We start from the raw sequence: 17,303 nt of genomic DNA on the forward strand, positions 1-17,303 counted from the left end.
ACATATGTTTGTTTTCTGCTTGACTCGGGGTATAATGAGGGCATAGAACATTTGTTCGGTGGTGAGTGAGATGCGGTACAGTCTGTACGGCGAATGCGAAGGGCTGCTGGGCGAGGGCCAAGGCCCGTTTTTGGTCGAAGAAGATGGCAGGATCATCGATGTCTCTCGCACCGCAGCGCGGGCGGGGGTGCGGCTGGGAATGCCGGTACGGGAAGCTCTGGCGCTCATCCCGGGCTGCCGCGTGGAATCGGCTACAGGCGAATCAACACCCTGGAGGCATTTGCGCCAAGTGCTGTGGTCGCATACGCCGTGGGTCGAAACGCATCCGGACGAGCGGCGGTTTTGGATCGAGCTCTCCGGGCCGCGCGTCCCCCTCGCGGAACTCCGGCAGATGGCGCGCGACATCCGCCGGGGATTGACGGAGGAACAGCGGGTGGTGCTCGCGCTGGCCAAGACGCCGTGGCAGGCTCGTATGCTCCTCGCGTGGAGCCGGCAGGAGCGGGTGCCGGGGGCGCTGTACCGAAAACTGGGCGCTGAACCGCTGGTCGTGGCGCCGGATCTGCTGAACAGGGAGGATGAGGCCGTCTGGATGCGCGCGCCCATCGCGGCGTCGTGGTGGATTCCCGACGATGCCAAGGCCGAGCTCATCTCCCTGGGCGTCTTCCGACTGAAAGATCTGGTGGAGATCCCGGAGGACATGTTGTGTGCCCGCTTTGGAGAGCAGGCTCGGATCTGGCGGATGAAGGGTACGGAGAACAGAGGGCTTCGGCCGGATCGCCCGCCTGAGGCGTGGAGCGCCTCGTGGCGCGGAGACGCGGAAGGCGTGCTGCTCGAACAGGCGAAGATGCAAGTTCGCCTATGTCTGGAAAGCCTTTGTAGCCGCCTCGTGCGATTGGGGCTGGCCGTTCAAACCCTGTCCATCGCTTTGTGGACCGACGCGCGCGAGATTCGATGGGAAAAGCGGATTGCGAAGCCCACTCCTCAGCCGGACGCCTTATGGGCCCAGATGGCGTGGCCGGAAGAGATCCATCGGGCGCGGCGAATTTGGGGCGTCGAATTGTGCGCGACCGAGGTGGCGGAGCTTCGCCCGGTGCAGATGGGCCTGTTGGAGCAGGGGAAGGCGCTCGACGCCCTCGAGGCGCGGGATTCGGCGAACCGGCTCGAGCGGTTGAACGCGTGGGATGTGTGGATGTCGAAGTGGCCGAAGTTGCAGCGGGGCATGGCGGCGGATTTTCGCGAACGACGCCTGGCGCTGGTTCTCGCCGAGATGGCGCGTTGAGCCGCTTGGTGCGCAGGCCCTTGGCCGTGCTGCAATGGGAGGCGGATCTCCCGCGCTCGTTCATATACGTAGGCCAGAGACACCAGGTTCTATGGGTTCTCGATGAATGGTGGGAGATGGGCGACTGGTGGAAAGCCGGGCGGGATCGGCGAATGGTGCGCGTGTGGACGGATGTCGGCGCGTGCATGGATTTGGAATGCGAGGATGGGGTCTGGCGCGTGTATCGCGTTTGGGATTGAGGAGGGCGTGCGATGTTTGTCCATCTGCACTGTCATTCTCCCTATTCGTTTCTCGACGGGGCTTCCAGCATCGAGGCGCTGGTCGCGCAGGCGGCCGCGCAGGGCATGCCCGCGCTGGCCTTGACGGATCGCAATACCATCGCGGGGCAGCCCGAGTTTCATCGGTTGGCCGCCGCGTACGGTGTGAAACCCATCGCGGGCGCGGAACTGACGATGGAGGACGGATCGCAGCTTGTGGTTCTGGCGGAAGATGCGAAGGGGTTTCGTCACCTATGCGAGCTTCTCACGCGAATGCACGTGGAGGCTCGGGATCGCGCGGATCCCAGGCTGCGGGAAGCAGATCTGTTTGAGCGGAGCGAAGGGCTTCTCGTCCTGTCGGGAGGGCTGCGCGGGTTCGTCCAGCGGGCCTTGGCGCGGCGCGCATACGGGGATGCCCAGAGGTTCGTGGAGCGATATCGGGATGTGTTCGGGGACCGGTTTTATCTCGAGTGGACGGCCGACGGACTCCCGGGCTGCGCGCGGCGCATGCGGGATTTGCTCCATCTCGCCGAGGCGACGGGCGTGCCCGCCGTCGCAGCGACCGATGTTCGCGCCGCCAGCCCGGAGGAAGTCGCGGTGCACGATGTGCTCACCTGCATTCGGGTGGGGTGCCATTTGCAGACGCCCCATCCCGAGCGCCCGTTTAACCGCCTGGGGTATTTGCACGATGAGGCCGAAGCAAGGCGCAGGTTCGCGCAAGATCCGCGAGCCTTGGCGCGGACGGTCGAGATCGCCGAGCGGTGCTCCCCCGTATTTCCCGCGGAAGGGCCTCTGTTTCCCGAATACCGAGATGCGTCGGGCCGAGGCGGGGTGGAACTTCTTCAACAACTCGTGTGGCAAGGGGCGCGGGAGCGATACGGAAAGGTGAGTCCCGAACTTCAAATGCGACTGGAACACGAGCTCGCCATCATTCGCGATCTCGGCTATGCCGATTATTTTCTCGTCGTTTGGGACATCGTCCGATATGCGAGATCTCGCGGCATCCGCTGCGCGGGCCGCGGATCTGCGGCTGACTCCGTGGTCGCGTACTGCCTCTATCTGACGGAGGTGGACGCGCTGAACCGAAATCTGCTCTTTGAGCGATTTCTCTCGCGCGAGCGAGCGGAGCGGCCGGACATCGACATCGACTTTGCGAGCGATCGCCGGGACGAAGTCATCGACTACGTGTACCGGCGCTACGGGCGCGACCGGGTGGCTCGCGTAGCGACGTATCAGACATTTCGGGCGAGATCTGCCGTACGCGAGGTGGGGCGCGTGTTCGGGATCCCCGAAGAGCTCCTGGATACGTTGGCCAAGCGGATCCCGTGGTCCACGCACGCCGATGAAATCGAAGAGGCGCTGGAACGGGTGCCAGAGTTGCGAGATTTTCAGCCTTATCGGCGCGCATTTCAATGGATGTTGGCCATCTCGCGCCAGATTGCGGGATTCCCTCGCCACTTCGGGACGCATACCGGCGGCATCGTCATTAGCGGGGAGCCGCTGATGAAGGTCACCAGCCTGCAGCCATCGGCCTCGGGGTGGCTCATCACGCCGTACGACAAGCGGCTCCTGGAAGACGTTGGCCTCGTGAAACTCGACCTCTTGTCCCTCCGAACCATGGCAGCCGTGGAAGGGGCGCTCCGCCTCGGGACGGCGCGCGCGGTCGACTATGATCGCATTCCCATGGACGATGAAGCCACGTTTGCCTCCATTCGCCGCGGGGACACCATCGGCGTCTTTCAGTTGGAGAGCCCCGCGCAGCGGGCGCTGCAGGTCCGGCTTGGCGCGGAATCCCTGGAGGACCTGGTGGCGAGCGTAGCGCTCATTCGCCCCGGACCCATCCAGGGCAATATGGTCGATCCGTTCCTGGCTCGCCGGCGCGGACTGGAGCCTGTGAGTTACCTTCATCCGAAACTTGAACCTATCCTCGGCAAGACCTACGGCGTGGTGCTGTTCCAGGAGCAGGTCATTGAGATTGCCATCGCCATCGCGGGATTTACGCCGGGCGAGGCGGACGAACTCCGCCGCGTGATGAGCCATGCGCGCAGCCACGCTGAAATGGAGCAAATTGGCGAGCGATTCGTCCAGAAGGCCGTGCGCCAGGGTGTGCCGCTCGAGACCGCGAAGACCCTCTTTTCCTACATCCGCGGCTACGCGAGTTACGGATTTTGCGAAGCGCACGCGGCGGCATTTGCCACTACGGCCTACAAGACGGCCTATCTCATCGAACATCATCCCGCGAGTTTCTTCGCGGCGGTGTTGAATCAATTGCCCATGGGGTATTATCCGGCGCACGTGATCTGCGCGGAAGCTCGAAGGCGCGGCGTTCGCATTCTGCCTGTCGACATCCAGGAGAGCGACTGGGACGCGAGTGTTCCCGAACCGGACGCGATACGCCTCGGATTTCGGCTCATCCGTTCATTCTCGGAGCGCGTGGCGCGCGCACTCGTCGAAGAGCGGCAGGCTTCTGGCCCCTTTCGAAGCCTTGCCGACGCGGTGATGCGCCTGCCCCAGGCGGACGCCCTTCACTTCGAGCGCCTGATCCGCGCAGGCGCATTCGATCGCGTCGAAACCCGGGATCGCCGAGAGCTTCTGTGGCAGCTTCCAAGGTGGCTCGCGCTTCGCAAAGAGCGATATCTGGCGCTTTTCGACACCATGGCCGCGCCAGACCGAGCGGAGGGCACGGTTCGCCTCTCACAAAGCATGCCGCCCATGAGCTTGGCCGAGCGCATTGCCGACGAGTATTCGGTGCTGGGCGTCGGCGTGAGCGGGCATTGGCTGTCGCTGTATCGGGAGGCATTGCGAGACGAGGGGTATTGTACGCTGGCGGAGGCGGGCGAGAAGCCGGAGGGTGCGAGGGTCAAGGTGGCTGGGCTTTCGATCCGTCCGCATCGACCCCCGACGAAAAGCGGAAAAACGGTCGTCTTCTTCACCTTGGAGGATGAGACCGGGCTCGCGGATGCCGTGATGTTTGAGACCGTGTACCGCCGCGAAGGGGCCGTGTTGTTCACGCCATTCGGGAGATTGATTGGCCTGTCGGGCTTCATCGAGCGGCGCGGAGGGCTCAAGGCGCAAATCCGCGTCGAGCACGTCTGGACGCTCGCATCCGGCTGAAAGGCGCTTGGAACCGTCCGATTGGCTTACGATATTGAAACTCATACCATGGAAAACAGGAAGCGGTGGGCGCGTGCCGAATGGAAGATCCGTGAATTCCAACACGCGAGGTGAACCTCTTGCACACGCGCCCCCGCTTTTTTGTACATTCCGCCATCCGCCGATGGCTGCGCCTGCCTTTTCGCCGATGGCGCACGCTCACGCTCACCTCCTTGCTCTCCGCTCTTCTCACAGGATGTGGCCTGTGGCCCGTCCCAGCCGAGCAGGGAGAGAAAACGCCGGCCCCCGTGAAGCTCTCGGACGGGCGGGCGCTTCTCTGGAGCGGTGACATCAAACAGCAGGCGCTCGCCATGATCCGCGCAAGCCGCCATCGGCTCTACGTGGACATCTACGAGTGTTCGGATCCGGATCTGCTGCATGCCCTAATCGCGGCCAGACGCCGCGGCGTCGAGGTTCGCGTGGTGCTCGACGCCACCGAGAAGCACTCGATGGCCGTCGCGCTGCCCACGCTCGCGAGGGCCGGCATCGACGTCGCGCCCATCCGCATCAAGCAGGGGATTGATCACGTCAAGATGATCATCGCGGACCGCGACGTCCTCATCGGCGGGATGAATTTCGGCGCCGACAGCTGGGCCAATCACGATGCGTCGGTGAATTTGCCCGGACGCGCCGAAATCTTTCTCCCGATGTTCGTGTGGGACGCGGCGCGAGCCCACGGTGAGACCGCCGAAGCGCCGGAAGATCGGGCTCCGCTCATCTCGGACCGCGATATCGGTCCGTCTGTTCTCCGCGCGATTCGAGGCGCGCGGCGCGAGATCGACATGGAGGCCTTCAATCTGACGGACGAAGACGTGGTGAACGCGTTGCGATGGGCGGTCGCGCGGGGCGTGTCGGTGAACATCCTCGTGGATCCGTCCCAGTCTCGCAATCGCACCGCCGTGGAGGCGTTGCGCCAAGCGGGTGCTTTGGTACGATATTACCGTCCCTACGGGGGCGAGTTGCTGCACGCCAAAATCTTGGACGTGGATCACGGCACTTTCTTCATCATCGGGAGTTCCAATTTCACGCACCAGGCGTTCACGTACAATCACGAGGCGGATGTGGAACTCATGCGCGTCCCGGCGTTTGCCGAGGCTTTCGAGTCGGATCTGCACCGTCAGATGGCGCGCGGGAGCTCTTATCCCATTCGCGAAAAGGTGGCATCATGGGACGAGTCCTGAAGATCTGGTCGCTCATCGAGCGCGCTGACTGGCGCGTCCTCCGCTGGTGCGAACGGCTCTGGGGGCGCTCGCCCGCGTTCGACGCGGCGATGATGGCAAGTGCGCTCTACACGCCCTTCGTGATGCTGGCGATCATTGCCATCGCCGCTTCGGGCTGGCTCGGGCAAGCCCGCTCCGCGGCAGCTTTTTGGGCGGCGGCAGCCAGCGTGGCCGCGGCCGTGATGGTCCGCGTCGCGCATGAGCCCATTAGCCGCGCGGCTCGGCGGCCCCGCCCCTTTGAGGTGGAACCCATGCGAGTGCTGGTCGAACACGAGCCGGGAGAATCGTTCCCCAGCAACCACGCGGCTGGCGGCTTCGCGCTGGCTGTAGGCGGATGGCATCTCGGCGCGGTCGCCTACGTGATGCTGGCCCTCGCCATCTGGTTGGCGGTCGCGCGCATCTACTGTGGACTTCACTATCCGAGCGACGTGATCGCCGGCGCGGCGAGTGGAGCGGCGGCAGGATATGTGTGCAGTTTTCTCCAATGGACTTATCGCGAGCCGCTGATGCACGCGCTGCCGGGTATGGATCCCGGAGGGCGGTGAAGAATGAGATCCCTTCCGTAATGCAGACTACCTTTTGGACCATCGATGGATGGAGGGAGTCTCGCATGCGCATTGTCCGACCGATTTGCGCTGTGGCTGTGGCCCTTTCCTCTCTCGCCGCGGCCACACTCGTCCAGGCCTCGTGCGCCGTGGTGTCGGCCCGCCCCATTCAGGTGACATTGCGGGATGGCGGGATCGAACCGCGCGAAATCGATGTCACGCAGGGCGCCACGGTCGACATCGTCGTGCGCAACGCAGGCACGCAGATTCACAATTTCGTCGTTCCAGACTTTTACGTGTTCACGCAGAACTTGCAGCCGGGAGAAACGGTCAGGGTTTCATTCGTGCCGGACAAAACGGGAAAGTTTCGCTACTACTCGGATCGGGACGGAATTCCGGAAGCAGGGATGGAGGGGACGATGAAGGTAGCATCTCAGCCGGGGTCGTCGCCGTGAGGTGACGCCGGGCGAAATCGGCGCTACAATAGGCGGGAAGGGGGCGAGAGCATGGAGATGAAAGTGGTGGGCAAGTGGCTCGGCCAGCGCCATTTCCAGGCTGACGGGCCATCCGGCAACACCATCTACATGGATGCCAAAAAGGAAGACGGAGGAACGGGACAAGGCAACCGCCCCATGGAACTCCTGCTCATGGGCGTCGTCGGATGTACCGGTATCGACATCGCCATGATTATGGAGAAAATGAGGGTTCCGCTACAGGGCCTCGAGATTGAAGCGGTGGGGGAGCGGCGAGAGGAGTATCCGCAGGCTTTCACTCGCATCCATCTGACGTACCACATGACGGGAGACGTCCCGCCAGCCAAGGCCTGGCGCGCCATTCGCCTTAGTGAACAGAAGTACTGTTCGGCGATTGGATCCCTAAAGGCTGAGGTCATCCCGCACCTCGTGCTCAATGGCCAGGAGGTGCCCCCGCTCGACGTCGTGGTGGACGGCCAGCCAGATTAACCTGGCGGCCATCCGAGTTGTCGCCCGCCTAATAGATGATAGTGCAGATGCGGAACTGTCTGCTGGCCGTGTCGGCCGATGTTGGCGACGAGGCGATACCCGTCTTCTGCGACGCCCGCATCTTCGGCGATGATCGGAATGACGCTGTGGAGATAGCCCAGCGTCTCGCGATCTTCCGGCTTCACCGCCTGCGCTGATTCGATGTGGCGCTTCGGAATGATGAGGATGTGCACGGGGGCCTGCGGGCGAATGTCGTGAAAGGCGAGGACGTGATCGTCCTCATACACTTTGTTGGCAGGAATATCGCCAGCAACCAATTGGCAGAAGAGGCATGAGCTCACATCGTTCCCTCCTCGTCGGGCCTCATGACGATTATACAATGGCGCGCCAACGCGTGCCCAATGAAATGCATCGCAGGAAGTACGAGAAGGGGTCCGAACGACAGGGGCGCGAGCCGGCCTCGCTTGTCATTCACAGGAGAGAAGAGGGATGGCAGATGGCGGTGATCGGATATTTCAACGGGCGGTGGATGGATCCGGCCGAGGCGTGCGTGCCGCTCGACGAGCGCGGCCACCAGTTTGGCGACGGCGTCTACGAAGTCATTCGGGCCTACGGCGGTCGGCCGTTCCTGCTCGACTGGCACGTGGAGCGGCTGTTTCAGAGCATGAAGGCGCTTCGCATCCGGCCGCCGTTTGATCCGGGAGCGTGCAAGGAGTTGATTCACGCGCTCATGGAGCGGAGCGGAGAATCGGAGGCGGCGATTTACCTACAGGTCACCCGAGGATCGGCCGTGCGCAATCATCTGTTTCCCGAACCTTCGGTCGAAGCGAACGTTTCTGCGACGGTTCGGCCCGTGAAACCTGGCACCAGCGAAGCGAAGCCGGGGCGGCTGCTCCTGCTTCCGGATGAGCGGTGGCTGAATCCGTGGATTAAGTCGCTCAACCTGTTGCCCAACATCATGGCCAAGCAAACGGCGCACGACGCCGGGGCCGACGAGGCGCTCCTCGTGCGGGACGGCTATATGATCGAGGCCGCGAGCTCCAACGTGTGGTTCGTGGTGAACGGCGAACTCGTCACCGCCCCGGCGGATCGGTATATCTTGGCAGGTATCACGCGCCGGTTCGTGCTGGAGATGGCGCGCGATCTCGGCATTCCGGTCCGAGAAGAGAAGCTGCCGCGCGCGCGCCTGGCGGACGTGGATGCCATCTTCCTGACGGGGACGATGACCGAGGTGTACCCTATCGCGTCTGTGGTGGAACACCCGGACATTCCTTGTACCGTCATCTCGGCCGAACGTCCTCCGGTGCGAAACGTGGCTCCGGAGCAAGTTCACGAGGTGTGGACGGCGAGGGACCTCGAGCTCGTCGAGCGGCTCCGGGCTGCATTTGTGGAACGCGTGCGCGCATGGGCAGGTGCCATCGCCTGACTCAACGCAGCGAAGGAGCGTGGAAGGTTGCAGCGAAAGACGCTGTCTCTGCCCAAACTCGAGCGGCTCACGCCGACGCTCGAGTCGACGATGCTCAAAATCACCGAGGAGGTCGGGGAACTCGCTCAGGCCATCGGCAAGTTCCGCGGCCTCTCGGGCGAAGAGACGCGCATGCCGGACGAGGAAGTCGTCCGCGCCATCGTGACCGAACTCCTCGACGTCGCGCAGACCGCGACGTCCATGATGTTTGTCATCGAGGATCTGTACGGCATCGACATCGAGCGAGAGGTCGAGCGGCATATCGAGAAGCTTCGGCGCAAGGGCTATCTGTGATCTGCGGCGGTGGGCACCCGCGCCGGGTGCCCACACCCGAGTGCGCGAGGCTCCGCTTACGCGCGGTCGAGGAGCAGGTCGATTTCCTCCTTGTACTTGCCTTCCGGCGTCTCGAGGATCTGGGGGATGCCCTTGAGCGCCGGATGGTGGACAATGCGCTTGAGCGCCTCCAGGCCAAGCGTCCCTTCGCCCACGTTGGCGTGCCGATCCTTGCGCGAGCCGAACGGATGTTTCGAGTCGTTGATGTGGACCACCTTCAGGCGATTCAGCCCGAGGACGCGATCGAACTCGGCCAAGAAGCCGTCGAAGTCGTTCACGACGTCGTAGCCGTAGCTGTAATTGTGGCACGTGTCGATGCAGACGCCGAGGCGGTCCTCGTGCTTGACGCGGCTGATGATGTCGGCGATTTCCTCAAGGCTGTTGCCGACTTTGGATCCGTCCCCCGCCATGGTCTCCAGGCATAGCCACAGCGACTCGTCTCCCGTGAGGATCTCGTTCAGCGCGTCGGCAATTTGCCGGATGGCAAACGATTCTCCCTCGCCGACGTGGGAGCCGGGGTGCATGACGATGTAGCGGAATCCCAAATACTCCACCCGTTCAATCTCCTCGCGCAATACATCCATGCCGTACTGTCGCGTCTCCGGCTTCGGGCTCGCCAGATTGACGAGGTACGACAGGTGCACGACGGGATCGTGAATGCCGTGTTCCCGCATCAAGGCGAGGCCCTCGTCCCGGTGAAACGTCTCGATGGGACGCGCCTTGCCGCCCCGATTGCTGCGGGTGTAAATCATAAACGTGTTGGCGCCGTACGAGATGGTCTCCTCCACGGCCGCCAAAAGTCCCGTCCCGGCGACGGAGACGTTTGCGCCGAGCAGGATGCCCTCGAAGCGATCTTCTTCGCGCATACTTCAACCCCCGTCCTACCATCTCGCCCTATCGTAACACACGAACTTGGCGCTGGCACGGGCGGCTGCGTACATACCTTGCCCCGGATGCGACATACTAGGCTGGCAGCGAGGAGGATGGCCATGCATGCAAAGCCGTTTCGCTTGCCGGCCTTGGCCTGGTGGCTTCTCATCGTCGGCGCGCTGTTTCAGCTTTCCATCAGCCTGTCTAACACGTTCGTCAGCATTTTTCTCTTCAAAGTCGACCGCTCCTTCTCCGCCATCGCCTGGTACCATCTGCTCGTCTTTGCCACGCTCCCCGTCACATTCGTCCTGGCGGCGGCCATCGCGCGGCGCACGTCGACGGCCATGTCCCTGCGGATTGGCATCGCGCTCTACGCGCTCTTTTTCGCCGTCGCGCTGATGGTGGGCGAGGAAGCGGCGCACATGCCCGAGTTGCTCGGCGTGCTCACCGGCCTGGCGGAGGGCTTTTATTGGCTTGCGTTCGACGTGTTGAGCGTGGAATACACGGACCGCGAGGGTCACGAGCCGTTCTTTGGCCTGTTCGGCGTGCTCACCTCCGTGGCGAACGTCATCGCTCCGCCCGTCGCGGGCGCCCTCATCAGCCGGGAGGACGCGTACTTTGGCGGGCTCACGGGCTATCATGTGGTCTTCGGCATTTCGTTCGCCCTGTTTGTGGTCGCCACGCTCGTGAGCCTGCGTCTGAAGAGCGCGCGACTGGCCGAGCTTCGGCTCTGGGAGGGATTTCGCTCGCTTGCGCAGGAGCCGTGGCGGCGCGTCGTCCTTGGTTCGGCCGCGTACGGTGTGCGGGAGGGCGTCTTTATGTTTCTGCTTGGCCTCCTGTTCTACATCGTCACCGGCAGCGAAATGAAACTCGGCGAATTCCTGCTGTTGCAGGGCGCGCTCTCGTTTCTCGCGTTTTACGCCGCAGGGCGCTGGTCGGGTCGCTTCCGCTGGCGACTGTTTCTCGTGGGAGCCCTCGGCATTCTCGGCGCCAGCATCGCGTTTCTATGGTCCATCACGACGGTGACGCTCATCGTCTACGGCGTGCTGGCGGCGGCCGCGTTTCCCTTGTTTCTGGTCCCGCTGCAGGGCTACGTGTTCGACGCCATGCACACGCTGGCCGACGACGACGTGCCGTCCATTACGCACATCGTCGTCAGGGAGTGGCTCGAGAACGCCGGCCGCATCTTGGGCGTGGTCGCCTATTTCGTCGTGGCGTCGTTTGAGACGACGCGTCAGGTGGGCGGATTTGGGTGGCTCGCGTTTGCGCTCGGCTTCATGCCGATGGTGACCGTTGCGCTGATTCAGCCCCTCGAATCCCGGATTTTCGGGCCGCGATCGCGCCATCAGCGGTTTCGACTTGGCGACAACGAGGAGAGCCACACGTCGGCGAAGCGGCGGGCGAGGCCGACGCCCTGACGTGGCGAGACCCGCTCCTCTGCCAAGGGTCGCCAGCGCATGGGAAGCGATTATAATGGGTTTGATGAGTGCGAAGGAGTGATCGCGTGGAATCCTTTCAAACCCTGGACGCGGGCCGGTGCCAGGTGCACACGCTGCTTCATCCTGCGTTTCGGACGAAGGAACTTTCGCTCAGGTTTCATCTGCGGATGGCGCGCAATCGCGTCACCGAGGTCGCGATGCTTCCCGCCGTGTGGATGAACGGAACGCGCAGTCTCCCGAGCTATCGGCAGATTGCGCTTGCAACGGACCATCTCTACGGGACCCATATCCGCGCGTCCATCAGCAAGCGCGGCGGCTATCACATCGTCGAGGTGGGCGCGAGCGTCCCGGACGTGCCGGGCGAGGACGAGGCGGCGCTCGTGGATCGAGCGCTGGATCTCGTCCTGTCGCTGGCGCTCGATCACGCCATCGGCGCGGGAGGGTTTGCCGAGGCAGCTGTGCAACGCGAGAAGGAATTGCACCGCCGGCGAATCCGCGCGGTCCGAGATGACAAGGCGGCGTATGCGCTGCAGCGATGCCATCAGATTGTCTGTCGCGGCAGGCCGGCAGGGCTGCCGCGGCTTGGCTTTGAGGAAGACGTGGAGGCTCTCCTGCCGGATCGGCTGTACGAGGTCTACCAGCAGGTTCTCGCGCAGGCCGAGGTGCACGCCTACGCCGTGGGCCAGTTCCGCGATATGGCCGGCCTCGCGGCGCGGGTGGCGGATCGGCTGGCGAAAGCGCTGCCAACCAAGCCCGCGATGCGCGCGGACGAGGTAGATCGCGACGTCGTCTTGCCAGCGGAACTGCGCGACTTCGAAGAGGTCACCGAGGCTGAGGACGCGCAGCAGACGCAATTCGATCTCGCCTTTGCCTCCGGCGTCGGGTTCGGCGACGACGAGTACCCTGCGCTCGTGATGATGAACGGCGTGTTCGGCGGCTTTGCGCATTCGAAGCTTTTCATGAGCATCCGCGAACGCCGTTCGCTCGCGTACAGCGTGTGGTCATTCGTCGATGCCGCGACCGGGTTGCTCACGGTGTACGCGGGCATCTCGGCCGACAAGCGAGACGAGGTGCGTCAAATCCTGGAGGCGGAGCTCGAGGCTCTGCGGCGCGGAGAAATCGAGGCGAGCGAGTGGCAGGAGACGCGCGCCACGCTGCGCAATCAGTATCAGCAGATGTTGGATCAGCCGGCCATGCTGATCGCTTGGCATCACCACGCGGTCATCGCAGGCAGGGATCGGACCATCCCGGAGATGATCGAGTCCGTCGACCAGGTGCGCCCCGAGGACGCGGCGGCATTGGCTACCGCGCTTCGGCCTGTGTGCCTCTATGTCCTCGAGGGAAGGGGGAGCCGCACATGAGCGACGCTCGGCACGTTTCACTTGAACTGCCGTTTGAAACGCGCACCTTCAGACTCGAAAACGGGCTCGTGGTCACCCTGATGCCGCGCCCTGCGCTCCATCAGACGTACGCCATGTTCGCCACCCGATACGGGTCGGTCGATCGCGCCTTTCGGACGGACGGCAAAGTGCATGAGATGCCCGACGGAATTGCGCACTTTTTGGAACACAAGATGTTCGAGGATCCCGAGATGGACGTGTTCGCGCGCTTCGCTGCCCATGGGGCGTCGGTCGATGCCTACACCACCTTCGATCACACGGCGTACTATTTCTCGGGCACGGGCGAGATCGCCAAGCACGTAGGCACGCTGCTCGACTTTGTCCAGTCCATCCACCTGACGGACGAAAACGTCGAGAAGGAGAAGGGCATCATCGCGCAGGAGATTCACATGGTGAACGACCACCCGGATCGCAGGGCCTATATGGAACTGCTCCGCGCGATGTACCACGTCCATCCGGTGCGCATCGACATCGCCGGCACCGTCGAATCGGTGCAGGCCATCACTAAGGAACAACTTCTGCTTTGTTACGAAACCTTTTACCACCCATCCAACATGGTGCTCGTCATCGCTGGCGGTTTTGACGCGGACGAGATCGCCCACGTCATCGAGGAAAACCAGGCCAAGAAGTCGTTCGAGGAGCCGCCTAGCATCGAGCGCCTGTACCCAGAAGAACCGCCGACGCCTGCGCGATCCCGTCATTGGGTGCATTTCCCGGTTCAGCAGCCCCGCCTCCTCGTCGGCTGGAAGGAGGCAAACGGGGCGAGTGGGTCGAATTTGATTGAACAGGACACGGCGATGACGATTCTGCTGGAGGCGCTCTTCGGTCCTACCTCGGCGTTTTACCAGAGCCTGCTGGACGAAGGGCTCGTCGACAAAGGCTTCTCCGCGGGCTACCAGTTGTCGAATACGTTCGGGTACACCTTGGTCGGCGGGAACACGCCGCATCCCGACGTGCTGGCCGAGCGGATCCAGTCGCATCTCGCGCGCGAGCGCGAGCGCGGGATCGACGAGGAGGCGTTTGAACGGGCTCGCAAAAAGATCATGGGCCGGGTGCTGATGAGCTTAGATCAGAACGCCTTTCTCGTCCGCAACTGGGTCGCGTACGTTCTCCGCGGCGCGGAGGCGTTTGCCTTTGCCGACGTGATCGCCGTGCTCCAAACCATGACGCTCGAACGTGCGAACGCACGCTTGCGGGAGCATCTGCGCGACGACAACATGGTGATAAGCGCGGTCGTGCCGTCCTGAGCGGCGCAAAGGATGAGGGCGTGTGTTCTTGAGGCGAAAAAGGAGTCGGACGTTCATGTGGATGTTGGCCATCCTCGTAGTTGTGGCGGCGGTGGCTGCGCTGTTGTACGCGCTCTATCGCCGGATGACGGCGGACTGGCCGCGGCCGAAGAGGCGAATGCCGGAGCACAGGCCCAAGCCAGATGCGTGGCGTGAGGAAGGACTTTACCTCTCCTGGCTGGGGCACTCGACGGTGCTCATGCAGATGGACGGCGTCCGCATCCTGACCGATCCGGTTCTGTTTCCACGCGTCGGGGTGCGGGCGTTCGGTTGGACCTTTGGCCCCAGGCGCCATGTGGACTGCCCCATCCGGCCTGAAGCGTGTGGACCGGTCCAGCTCGTCCTCCTGTCGCACGCCCACATGGATCACCTGGATCACGCGAGCCTACGGCGCGTGGTGACGAGGCAGACGGTGGTCGTGACGCCGCGAGGCACGGGTTACCTCGCCCGGTGGCATGGGCCGAAGGCCGTGTACGAGATGAGCCCGGGCGAGGAAATTCGGCTGGAGGATGGGACGGAGATCGCGGCCATCGAGGTCCGGCACTGGGGCAGCAGGTATCCGTGGAACCGAAACATGGGCTATCAGGGCTACGTGGTTCGGCGGGGGCCGTGGTCGGTGTTTTTTGCCGGCGACACGGCGGCGACGGATCTCTCCGCGGTCAAGCAGTACGAGCCGCAGATCGCGTGCATGCCCATTGGCGCGTATGCACCCGCGCCGTTTGAGAACGCCCACTGCACACCGGAACAGGCTTGGGACATGTTTCTTCAGACGGGCGCCCAGGTCTTCGTTCCCATTCATCACGACACGTTCGTCCTTTCGCGCGAGCCCGTGGACGAGCCGCTTCAGCGGCTCATGGCCGTGGCCGACGGCGATAGGGTGTGGCCCATGCGGCATGGCGAGGTCTATTACGTGAAGTCACCCAAATCTATCGAGAAACCGAAGCGGCTCGATTGACGAACCCCCTGATTTGTCAGTACATTCGATCCCAGAGGTTCTAGAGTTGAGCCTGGCGAGGGCGGGCTCGCGCACCGTCACAAAGGAGAATGAACATGGAACATAGCGTCCGCCCGGGTTGGCCGGGCATTTTGGAGGTCTATGCAAACTTTCTTCCCGTCACCGAACACACGCCGCGGCTGACGTTGCACGAGGGGAACACACCGCTCGTCTACGCGGACAAGCTGAGCGAGCGGCTCGAGTGCCACGTGTACCTCAAGTTCGAAGGCGCGAATCCGACGGGATCGTTCAAAGACCGGGGCATGGTAGTTGCAGTGGCCAAGGCCAAGGAGGCGGGCAAGCGCGTCGTCATCTGTGCCAGCACGGGGAACACCTCTGCGTCGGCGGCCGCCTACGCAGCGCGCGCGGGGCTCGAGGCGGTCATCCTCATCCCGCACGGCTACGTCGCGCTCGGCAAACTGGCGCAGGCCGTGCAGTACGGCGCTCGCATCGTCGCCATTCGCGGAAATTTCGATCAGGCGCTTGCCATCGTGCGCGAGGTCGCGGAACCGCTCGGCATGGAAGTGGTCAATTCCATCAACCCCTACCGCCTCATGGGCCAGCAGACGGCGGCGTTCGAGATCTGCGATGCCCTTGGACGCGCGCCCGACGCGCTCTACATCCCCGTGGGCAACGCCGGCAACATCTCGGCCTACTGGATGGGATTCACGCGCTATTACGAGGAGAAGCGCATCCATGCGCGCCCCAAGATGTTCGGCTTCGAGGCCGAGGGCGCGGCGGCCATCGTGCGTGGAGAACCGATTGCGCATCCGGAGACCTTTGCGACGGCCATTCGCATCGGCAACCCGGCGTCCTGGGACAAGGCGATCCGGGCCGCCCAGGAATCCGGTGGCGCCATCGACTGCGTGACGGATGATGCCATCGCCGAGGCGTACCAGCTCATCGCGCAGGAAGGCGTGTTCGCCGAGCCGGCTTCGGCGGCCAGCGTCGCGGGGCTGTTGAAGCGCCACCGCGAGGGCGGCGTGACCCGCGGCGAGACCGTGGTGTGCGTGCTGACGGGAAACGGTTTGAAAGATCCAGACAGCGCCATGCGCCTCGCCTCGCAAGAGGCCCTCGTCGTGGATGGCGATCCCGACGCGGTGCGGCGGGCGCTGGGTGGGCTGTCATGAGCCCGGGTGACATGCGCCGCTCGGTCACGGTCCGCGTGCCGGCGACCACGGCCAACCTGGGCCCCGGCTTCGACTGCCTGGGCATGGCGCTTCAGCTGTACAACACCTTCACGCTCCGCCTCGGCGAGCCATTCGCCGTTCGCGTGAGTGGGGAGGCGGCCGAAGTTTTGCCGAAGACCGAGGACAACGCGGTTATCCAAGCCATGGACCGCCTGTTCGCGGAGGCGGGAGTCTACCGTGGCGCGTTGCCGCCCTTCGCCCTCGAGGTAGACAATCAGATTCCGGTGTCGTCCGGGCTTGGCTCCAGCGCATCGGCGATTGTGGCCGGCCTCGTGCTTGCCAATGCGCTCCTCGAGGAGTACGCGCCGGATCGAAAGCTGGGCCGTGATCGCCTGCTGCGGCTCGCGACTGAGCTCGAGGGGCACCCGGACAACGTCGCGCCCGCGCTTCTGGGCGGCGGCGTGCTGGCATTTCACGATCGCGCGGGCCTTCGCACGGCGGAAGTGCCGATTCCTCCGAATCTGCGCTTTGTGGCGGCGACGCCCGAATTCGCGCTGCCGACCGAACTCGCGCGCCGCGTCCTGCCGAAAGCCTATCCCCGGGACGAGGCCGTGGAAAACGTGGCGCAGTGCGCTCGATTGTTGCTGGCGCTGCTCAAGCCCGATCTCGACCTTCTCCGCGGAGGCATGCTGGATTACTTCCACGAGCCGTACCGCAAGCCGCTCGTGCCTGGAGCGGACGAGGTCGAGCGGGCGGCCATGGCTGCAGGCGCATACGCCGTCACGCTGAGCGGCGCAGGACCCACGCTGCTCGCCTGGTGCAAGCCGGACGTGGCCCTTCGCGTGGCGGATGAGATGACGCTCGCGTGGCGCAACGCAGGCACGCCGTGTCGGGCGCTCGTGCTGCGGCCGGTGCACGGTGAGACACGCGCGCATTGGAAGTTTGAATCAACAGGAGACGAGGTGTGAAG

At 63.8% G+C, this 17,303-nt stretch carries 17 protein-coding genes; 15 read left to right on the forward strand and 2 right to left on the reverse strand.

Annotated elements, in window-relative coordinates; genetic code table 11:
• Positions 1 to 70: 70 nt before the first annotated feature.
• The 7 genes from TC41_RS04705 (at position 71) to TC41_RS04735 (ending at position 7,416) form a co-directional block, all read left to right on the forward strand.
• Positions 71 to 1,279 (forward strand): Y-family DNA polymerase, encoded by a 1,209-nt coding sequence (locus TC41_RS04705; RefSeq protein ID WP_041695050.1) that lies wholly within the window; start codon positions 71 to 73, stop codon positions 1,277 to 1,279.
• 116 nt (positions 1,280 to 1,395) lie between these two features.
• On the forward strand, positions 1,396 to 1,518 hold the full coding sequence (locus tag TC41_RS17010; protein ID WP_014463874.1) for a hypothetical protein: 123 nt from the start codon (positions 1,396 to 1,398) through the stop codon (positions 1,516 to 1,518).
• Between the two features lie 12 nt (positions 1,519 to 1,530).
• Complete coding sequence (locus tag TC41_RS04715) at positions 1,531 to 4,650, forward strand: DNA polymerase III subunit alpha (protein ID WP_014463875.1); 3,120 nt, start codon at positions 1,531 to 1,533, stop codon at positions 4,648 to 4,650.
• A 110-nt stretch (positions 4,651 to 4,760) separates the two neighbouring features.
• Positions 4,761 to 5,870 (forward strand): phospholipase D-like domain-containing protein, encoded by a 1,110-nt coding sequence (locus tag TC41_RS04720; RefSeq protein ID WP_237700034.1) that lies wholly within the window; start codon positions 4,761 to 4,763, stop codon positions 5,868 to 5,870.
• Positions 5,855 to 6,454 (forward strand): phosphatase PAP2 family protein, encoded by a 600-nt coding sequence (locus tag TC41_RS04725; protein ID WP_014463877.1) that lies wholly within the window; start codon positions 5,855 to 5,857, stop codon positions 6,452 to 6,454. The genes TC41_RS04720 and TC41_RS04725 overlap by 16 nt, the downstream gene beginning before the upstream one ends.
• A 65-nt stretch (positions 6,455 to 6,519) precedes the next feature.
• A complete protein-coding gene (locus TC41_RS04730; RefSeq protein ID WP_014463878.1) occupies positions 6,520 to 6,909 on the forward strand; it encodes a cupredoxin domain-containing protein in 390 nt (129 codons plus the stop codon).
• A 51-nt stretch (positions 6,910 to 6,960) separates the two neighbouring features.
• Positions 6,961 to 7,416, forward strand: coding sequence for an OsmC family protein (locus tag TC41_RS04735; RefSeq protein WP_014463879.1), 456 nt, complete (start codon positions 6,961 to 6,963; stop codon positions 7,414 to 7,416).
• On the opposite strand, the gene TC41_RS04740 is transcribed toward TC41_RS04735, so the two are convergent.
• Positions 7,413 to 7,757, reverse strand: a complete 345-nt coding sequence (locus TC41_RS04740; protein WP_041695053.1) for a histidine triad nucleotide-binding protein — start codon at positions 7,755 to 7,757, stop codon at positions 7,413 to 7,415. The two genes, TC41_RS04735 and TC41_RS04740, sit on opposite strands and share 4 nt — an antisense overlap.
• A gap of 155 nt (positions 7,758 to 7,912) precedes the next feature.
• Here TC41_RS04740 and TC41_RS04745 point away from each other — a divergent pair, with 155 nt between their 5' ends.
• The gene (locus TC41_RS04745) at positions 7,913 to 8,842 is read left to right on the forward strand and encodes an aminotransferase class IV (protein ID WP_041695703.1); all 930 of its coding nucleotides are present in this window, start codon (positions 7,913 to 7,915) and stop codon (positions 8,840 to 8,842) included.
• Positions 8,843 to 8,869: 27 nt separating this feature from the next.
• Complete coding sequence (locus TC41_RS04750; protein ID WP_008340557.1) at positions 8,870 to 9,175, forward strand: MazG-like family protein; 306 nt, start codon at positions 8,870 to 8,872, stop codon at positions 9,173 to 9,175.
• A 56-nt stretch (positions 9,176 to 9,231) separates the two neighbouring features.
• Here the strand turns inward: TC41_RS04750 and TC41_RS04755 are convergent, their stop codons facing one another.
• On the reverse strand, positions 9,232 to 10,080 hold the full coding sequence (locus tag TC41_RS04755; RefSeq protein WP_014463882.1) for a deoxyribonuclease IV: 849 nt from the start codon (positions 10,078 to 10,080) through the stop codon (positions 9,232 to 9,234).
• Between the two features lie 123 nt (positions 10,081 to 10,203).
• Here TC41_RS04755 and TC41_RS04760 point away from each other — a divergent pair, with 123 nt between their 5' ends.
• From TC41_RS04760 to thrB, 6 genes are all read left to right on the forward strand, one after another.
• A complete protein-coding gene (locus TC41_RS04760; protein WP_041695054.1) occupies positions 10,204 to 11,502 on the forward strand; it encodes an MFS transporter in 1,299 nt (432 codons plus the stop codon).
• A gap of 86 nt (positions 11,503 to 11,588) precedes the next feature.
• Positions 11,589 to 12,884 (forward strand): EF-P 5-aminopentanol modification-associated protein YfmF, encoded by a 1,296-nt coding sequence (gene yfmF, locus TC41_RS04765; protein WP_014463884.1) that lies wholly within the window; start codon positions 11,589 to 11,591, stop codon positions 12,882 to 12,884.
• On the forward strand, positions 12,881 to 14,170 hold the full coding sequence (gene yfmH, locus TC41_RS04770; protein WP_014463885.1) for an EF-P 5-aminopentanol modification-associated protein YfmH: 1,290 nt from the start codon (positions 12,881 to 12,883) through the stop codon (positions 14,168 to 14,170). Before yfmF ends, yfmH begins: the two co-directional genes overlap by 4 nt.
• Positions 14,171 to 14,225: 55 nt before the next feature.
• On the forward strand, positions 14,226 to 15,164 hold the full coding sequence (locus TC41_RS04775; RefSeq protein ID WP_014463886.1) for an MBL fold metallo-hydrolase: 939 nt from the start codon (positions 14,226 to 14,228) through the stop codon (positions 15,162 to 15,164).
• Between the two features lie 95 nt (positions 15,165 to 15,259).
• Entirely contained in the window at positions 15,260 to 16,333 is a 1,074-nt protein-coding gene (gene thrC / locus TC41_RS04780) for a threonine synthase (protein ID WP_041695055.1), read from the forward strand.
• The gene (gene thrB / locus TC41_RS04785; protein WP_041695056.1) at positions 16,330 to 17,301 is read left to right on the forward strand and encodes a homoserine kinase; all 972 of its coding nucleotides are present in this window, start codon (positions 16,330 to 16,332) and stop codon (positions 17,299 to 17,301) included. Before thrC ends, thrB begins: the two co-directional genes overlap by 4 nt.
• Positions 17,302 to 17,303: the final 2 nt, after the last annotated feature.

It is taken from the genome of Alicyclobacillus acidocaldarius subsp. acidocaldarius Tc-4-1, from assembly GCF_000219875.1.
In the GTDB taxonomy this organism is placed as follows: domain Bacteria; phylum Bacillota; class Bacilli; order Alicyclobacillales; family Alicyclobacillaceae; genus Alicyclobacillus; species Alicyclobacillus acidocaldarius_A.

Bases quoted from the DNA above. Each gene is read 5' to 3' on its own strand.
- TC41_RS04705 (WP_041695050.1), top strand. From the start codon at position 71: ATGCGGTACAGTCTGTACGGCGAATGCGAAGGGCTGCTGGGCGAGGGC.
- TC41_RS17010 (WP_014463874.1), top strand. From the start codon at position 1,396: ATGGGCGACTGGTGGAAAGCCGGGCGGGATCGGCGAATGGTGCGCGTG.
- TC41_RS04715 (WP_014463875.1), top strand. From the start codon at position 1,531: ATGTTTGTCCATCTGCACTGTCATTCTCCCTATTCGTTTCTCGACGGG.
- TC41_RS04725 (WP_014463877.1), top strand. From the start codon at position 5,855: ATGGGACGAGTCCTGAAGATCTGGTCGCTCATCGAGCGCGCTGACTGG.
- TC41_RS04730 (WP_014463878.1), top strand. From the start codon at position 6,520: ATGCGCATTGTCCGACCGATTTGCGCTGTGGCTGTGGCCCTTTCCTCT.
- TC41_RS04735 (WP_014463879.1), top strand. From the start codon at position 6,961: ATGGAGATGAAAGTGGTGGGCAAGTGGCTCGGCCAGCGCCATTTCCAG.
- TC41_RS04745 (WP_041695703.1), top strand. From the start codon at position 7,913: ATGGCGGTGATCGGATATTTCAACGGGCGGTGGATGGATCCGGCCGAG.
- TC41_RS04755 (WP_014463882.1), bottom strand. From the start codon at position 10,080: ATGCGCGAAGAAGATCGCTTCGAGGGCATCCTGCTCGGCGCAAACGTC.
- TC41_RS04760 (WP_041695054.1), top strand. From the start codon at position 10,204: ATGCATGCAAAGCCGTTTCGCTTGCCGGCCTTGGCCTGGTGGCTTCTC.
- yfmH (WP_014463885.1), top strand. From the start codon at position 12,881: ATGAGCGACGCTCGGCACGTTTCACTTGAACTGCCGTTTGAAACGCGC.
- TC41_RS04775 (WP_014463886.1), top strand. From the start codon at position 14,226: ATGTGGATGTTGGCCATCCTCGTAGTTGTGGCGGCGGTGGCTGCGCTG.
- thrC (WP_041695055.1), top strand. From the start codon at position 15,260: ATGGAACATAGCGTCCGCCCGGGTTGGCCGGGCATTTTGGAGGTCTAT.
- thrB (WP_041695056.1), top strand. From the start codon at position 16,330: ATGAGCCCGGGTGACATGCGCCGCTCGGTCACGGTCCGCGTGCCGGCG.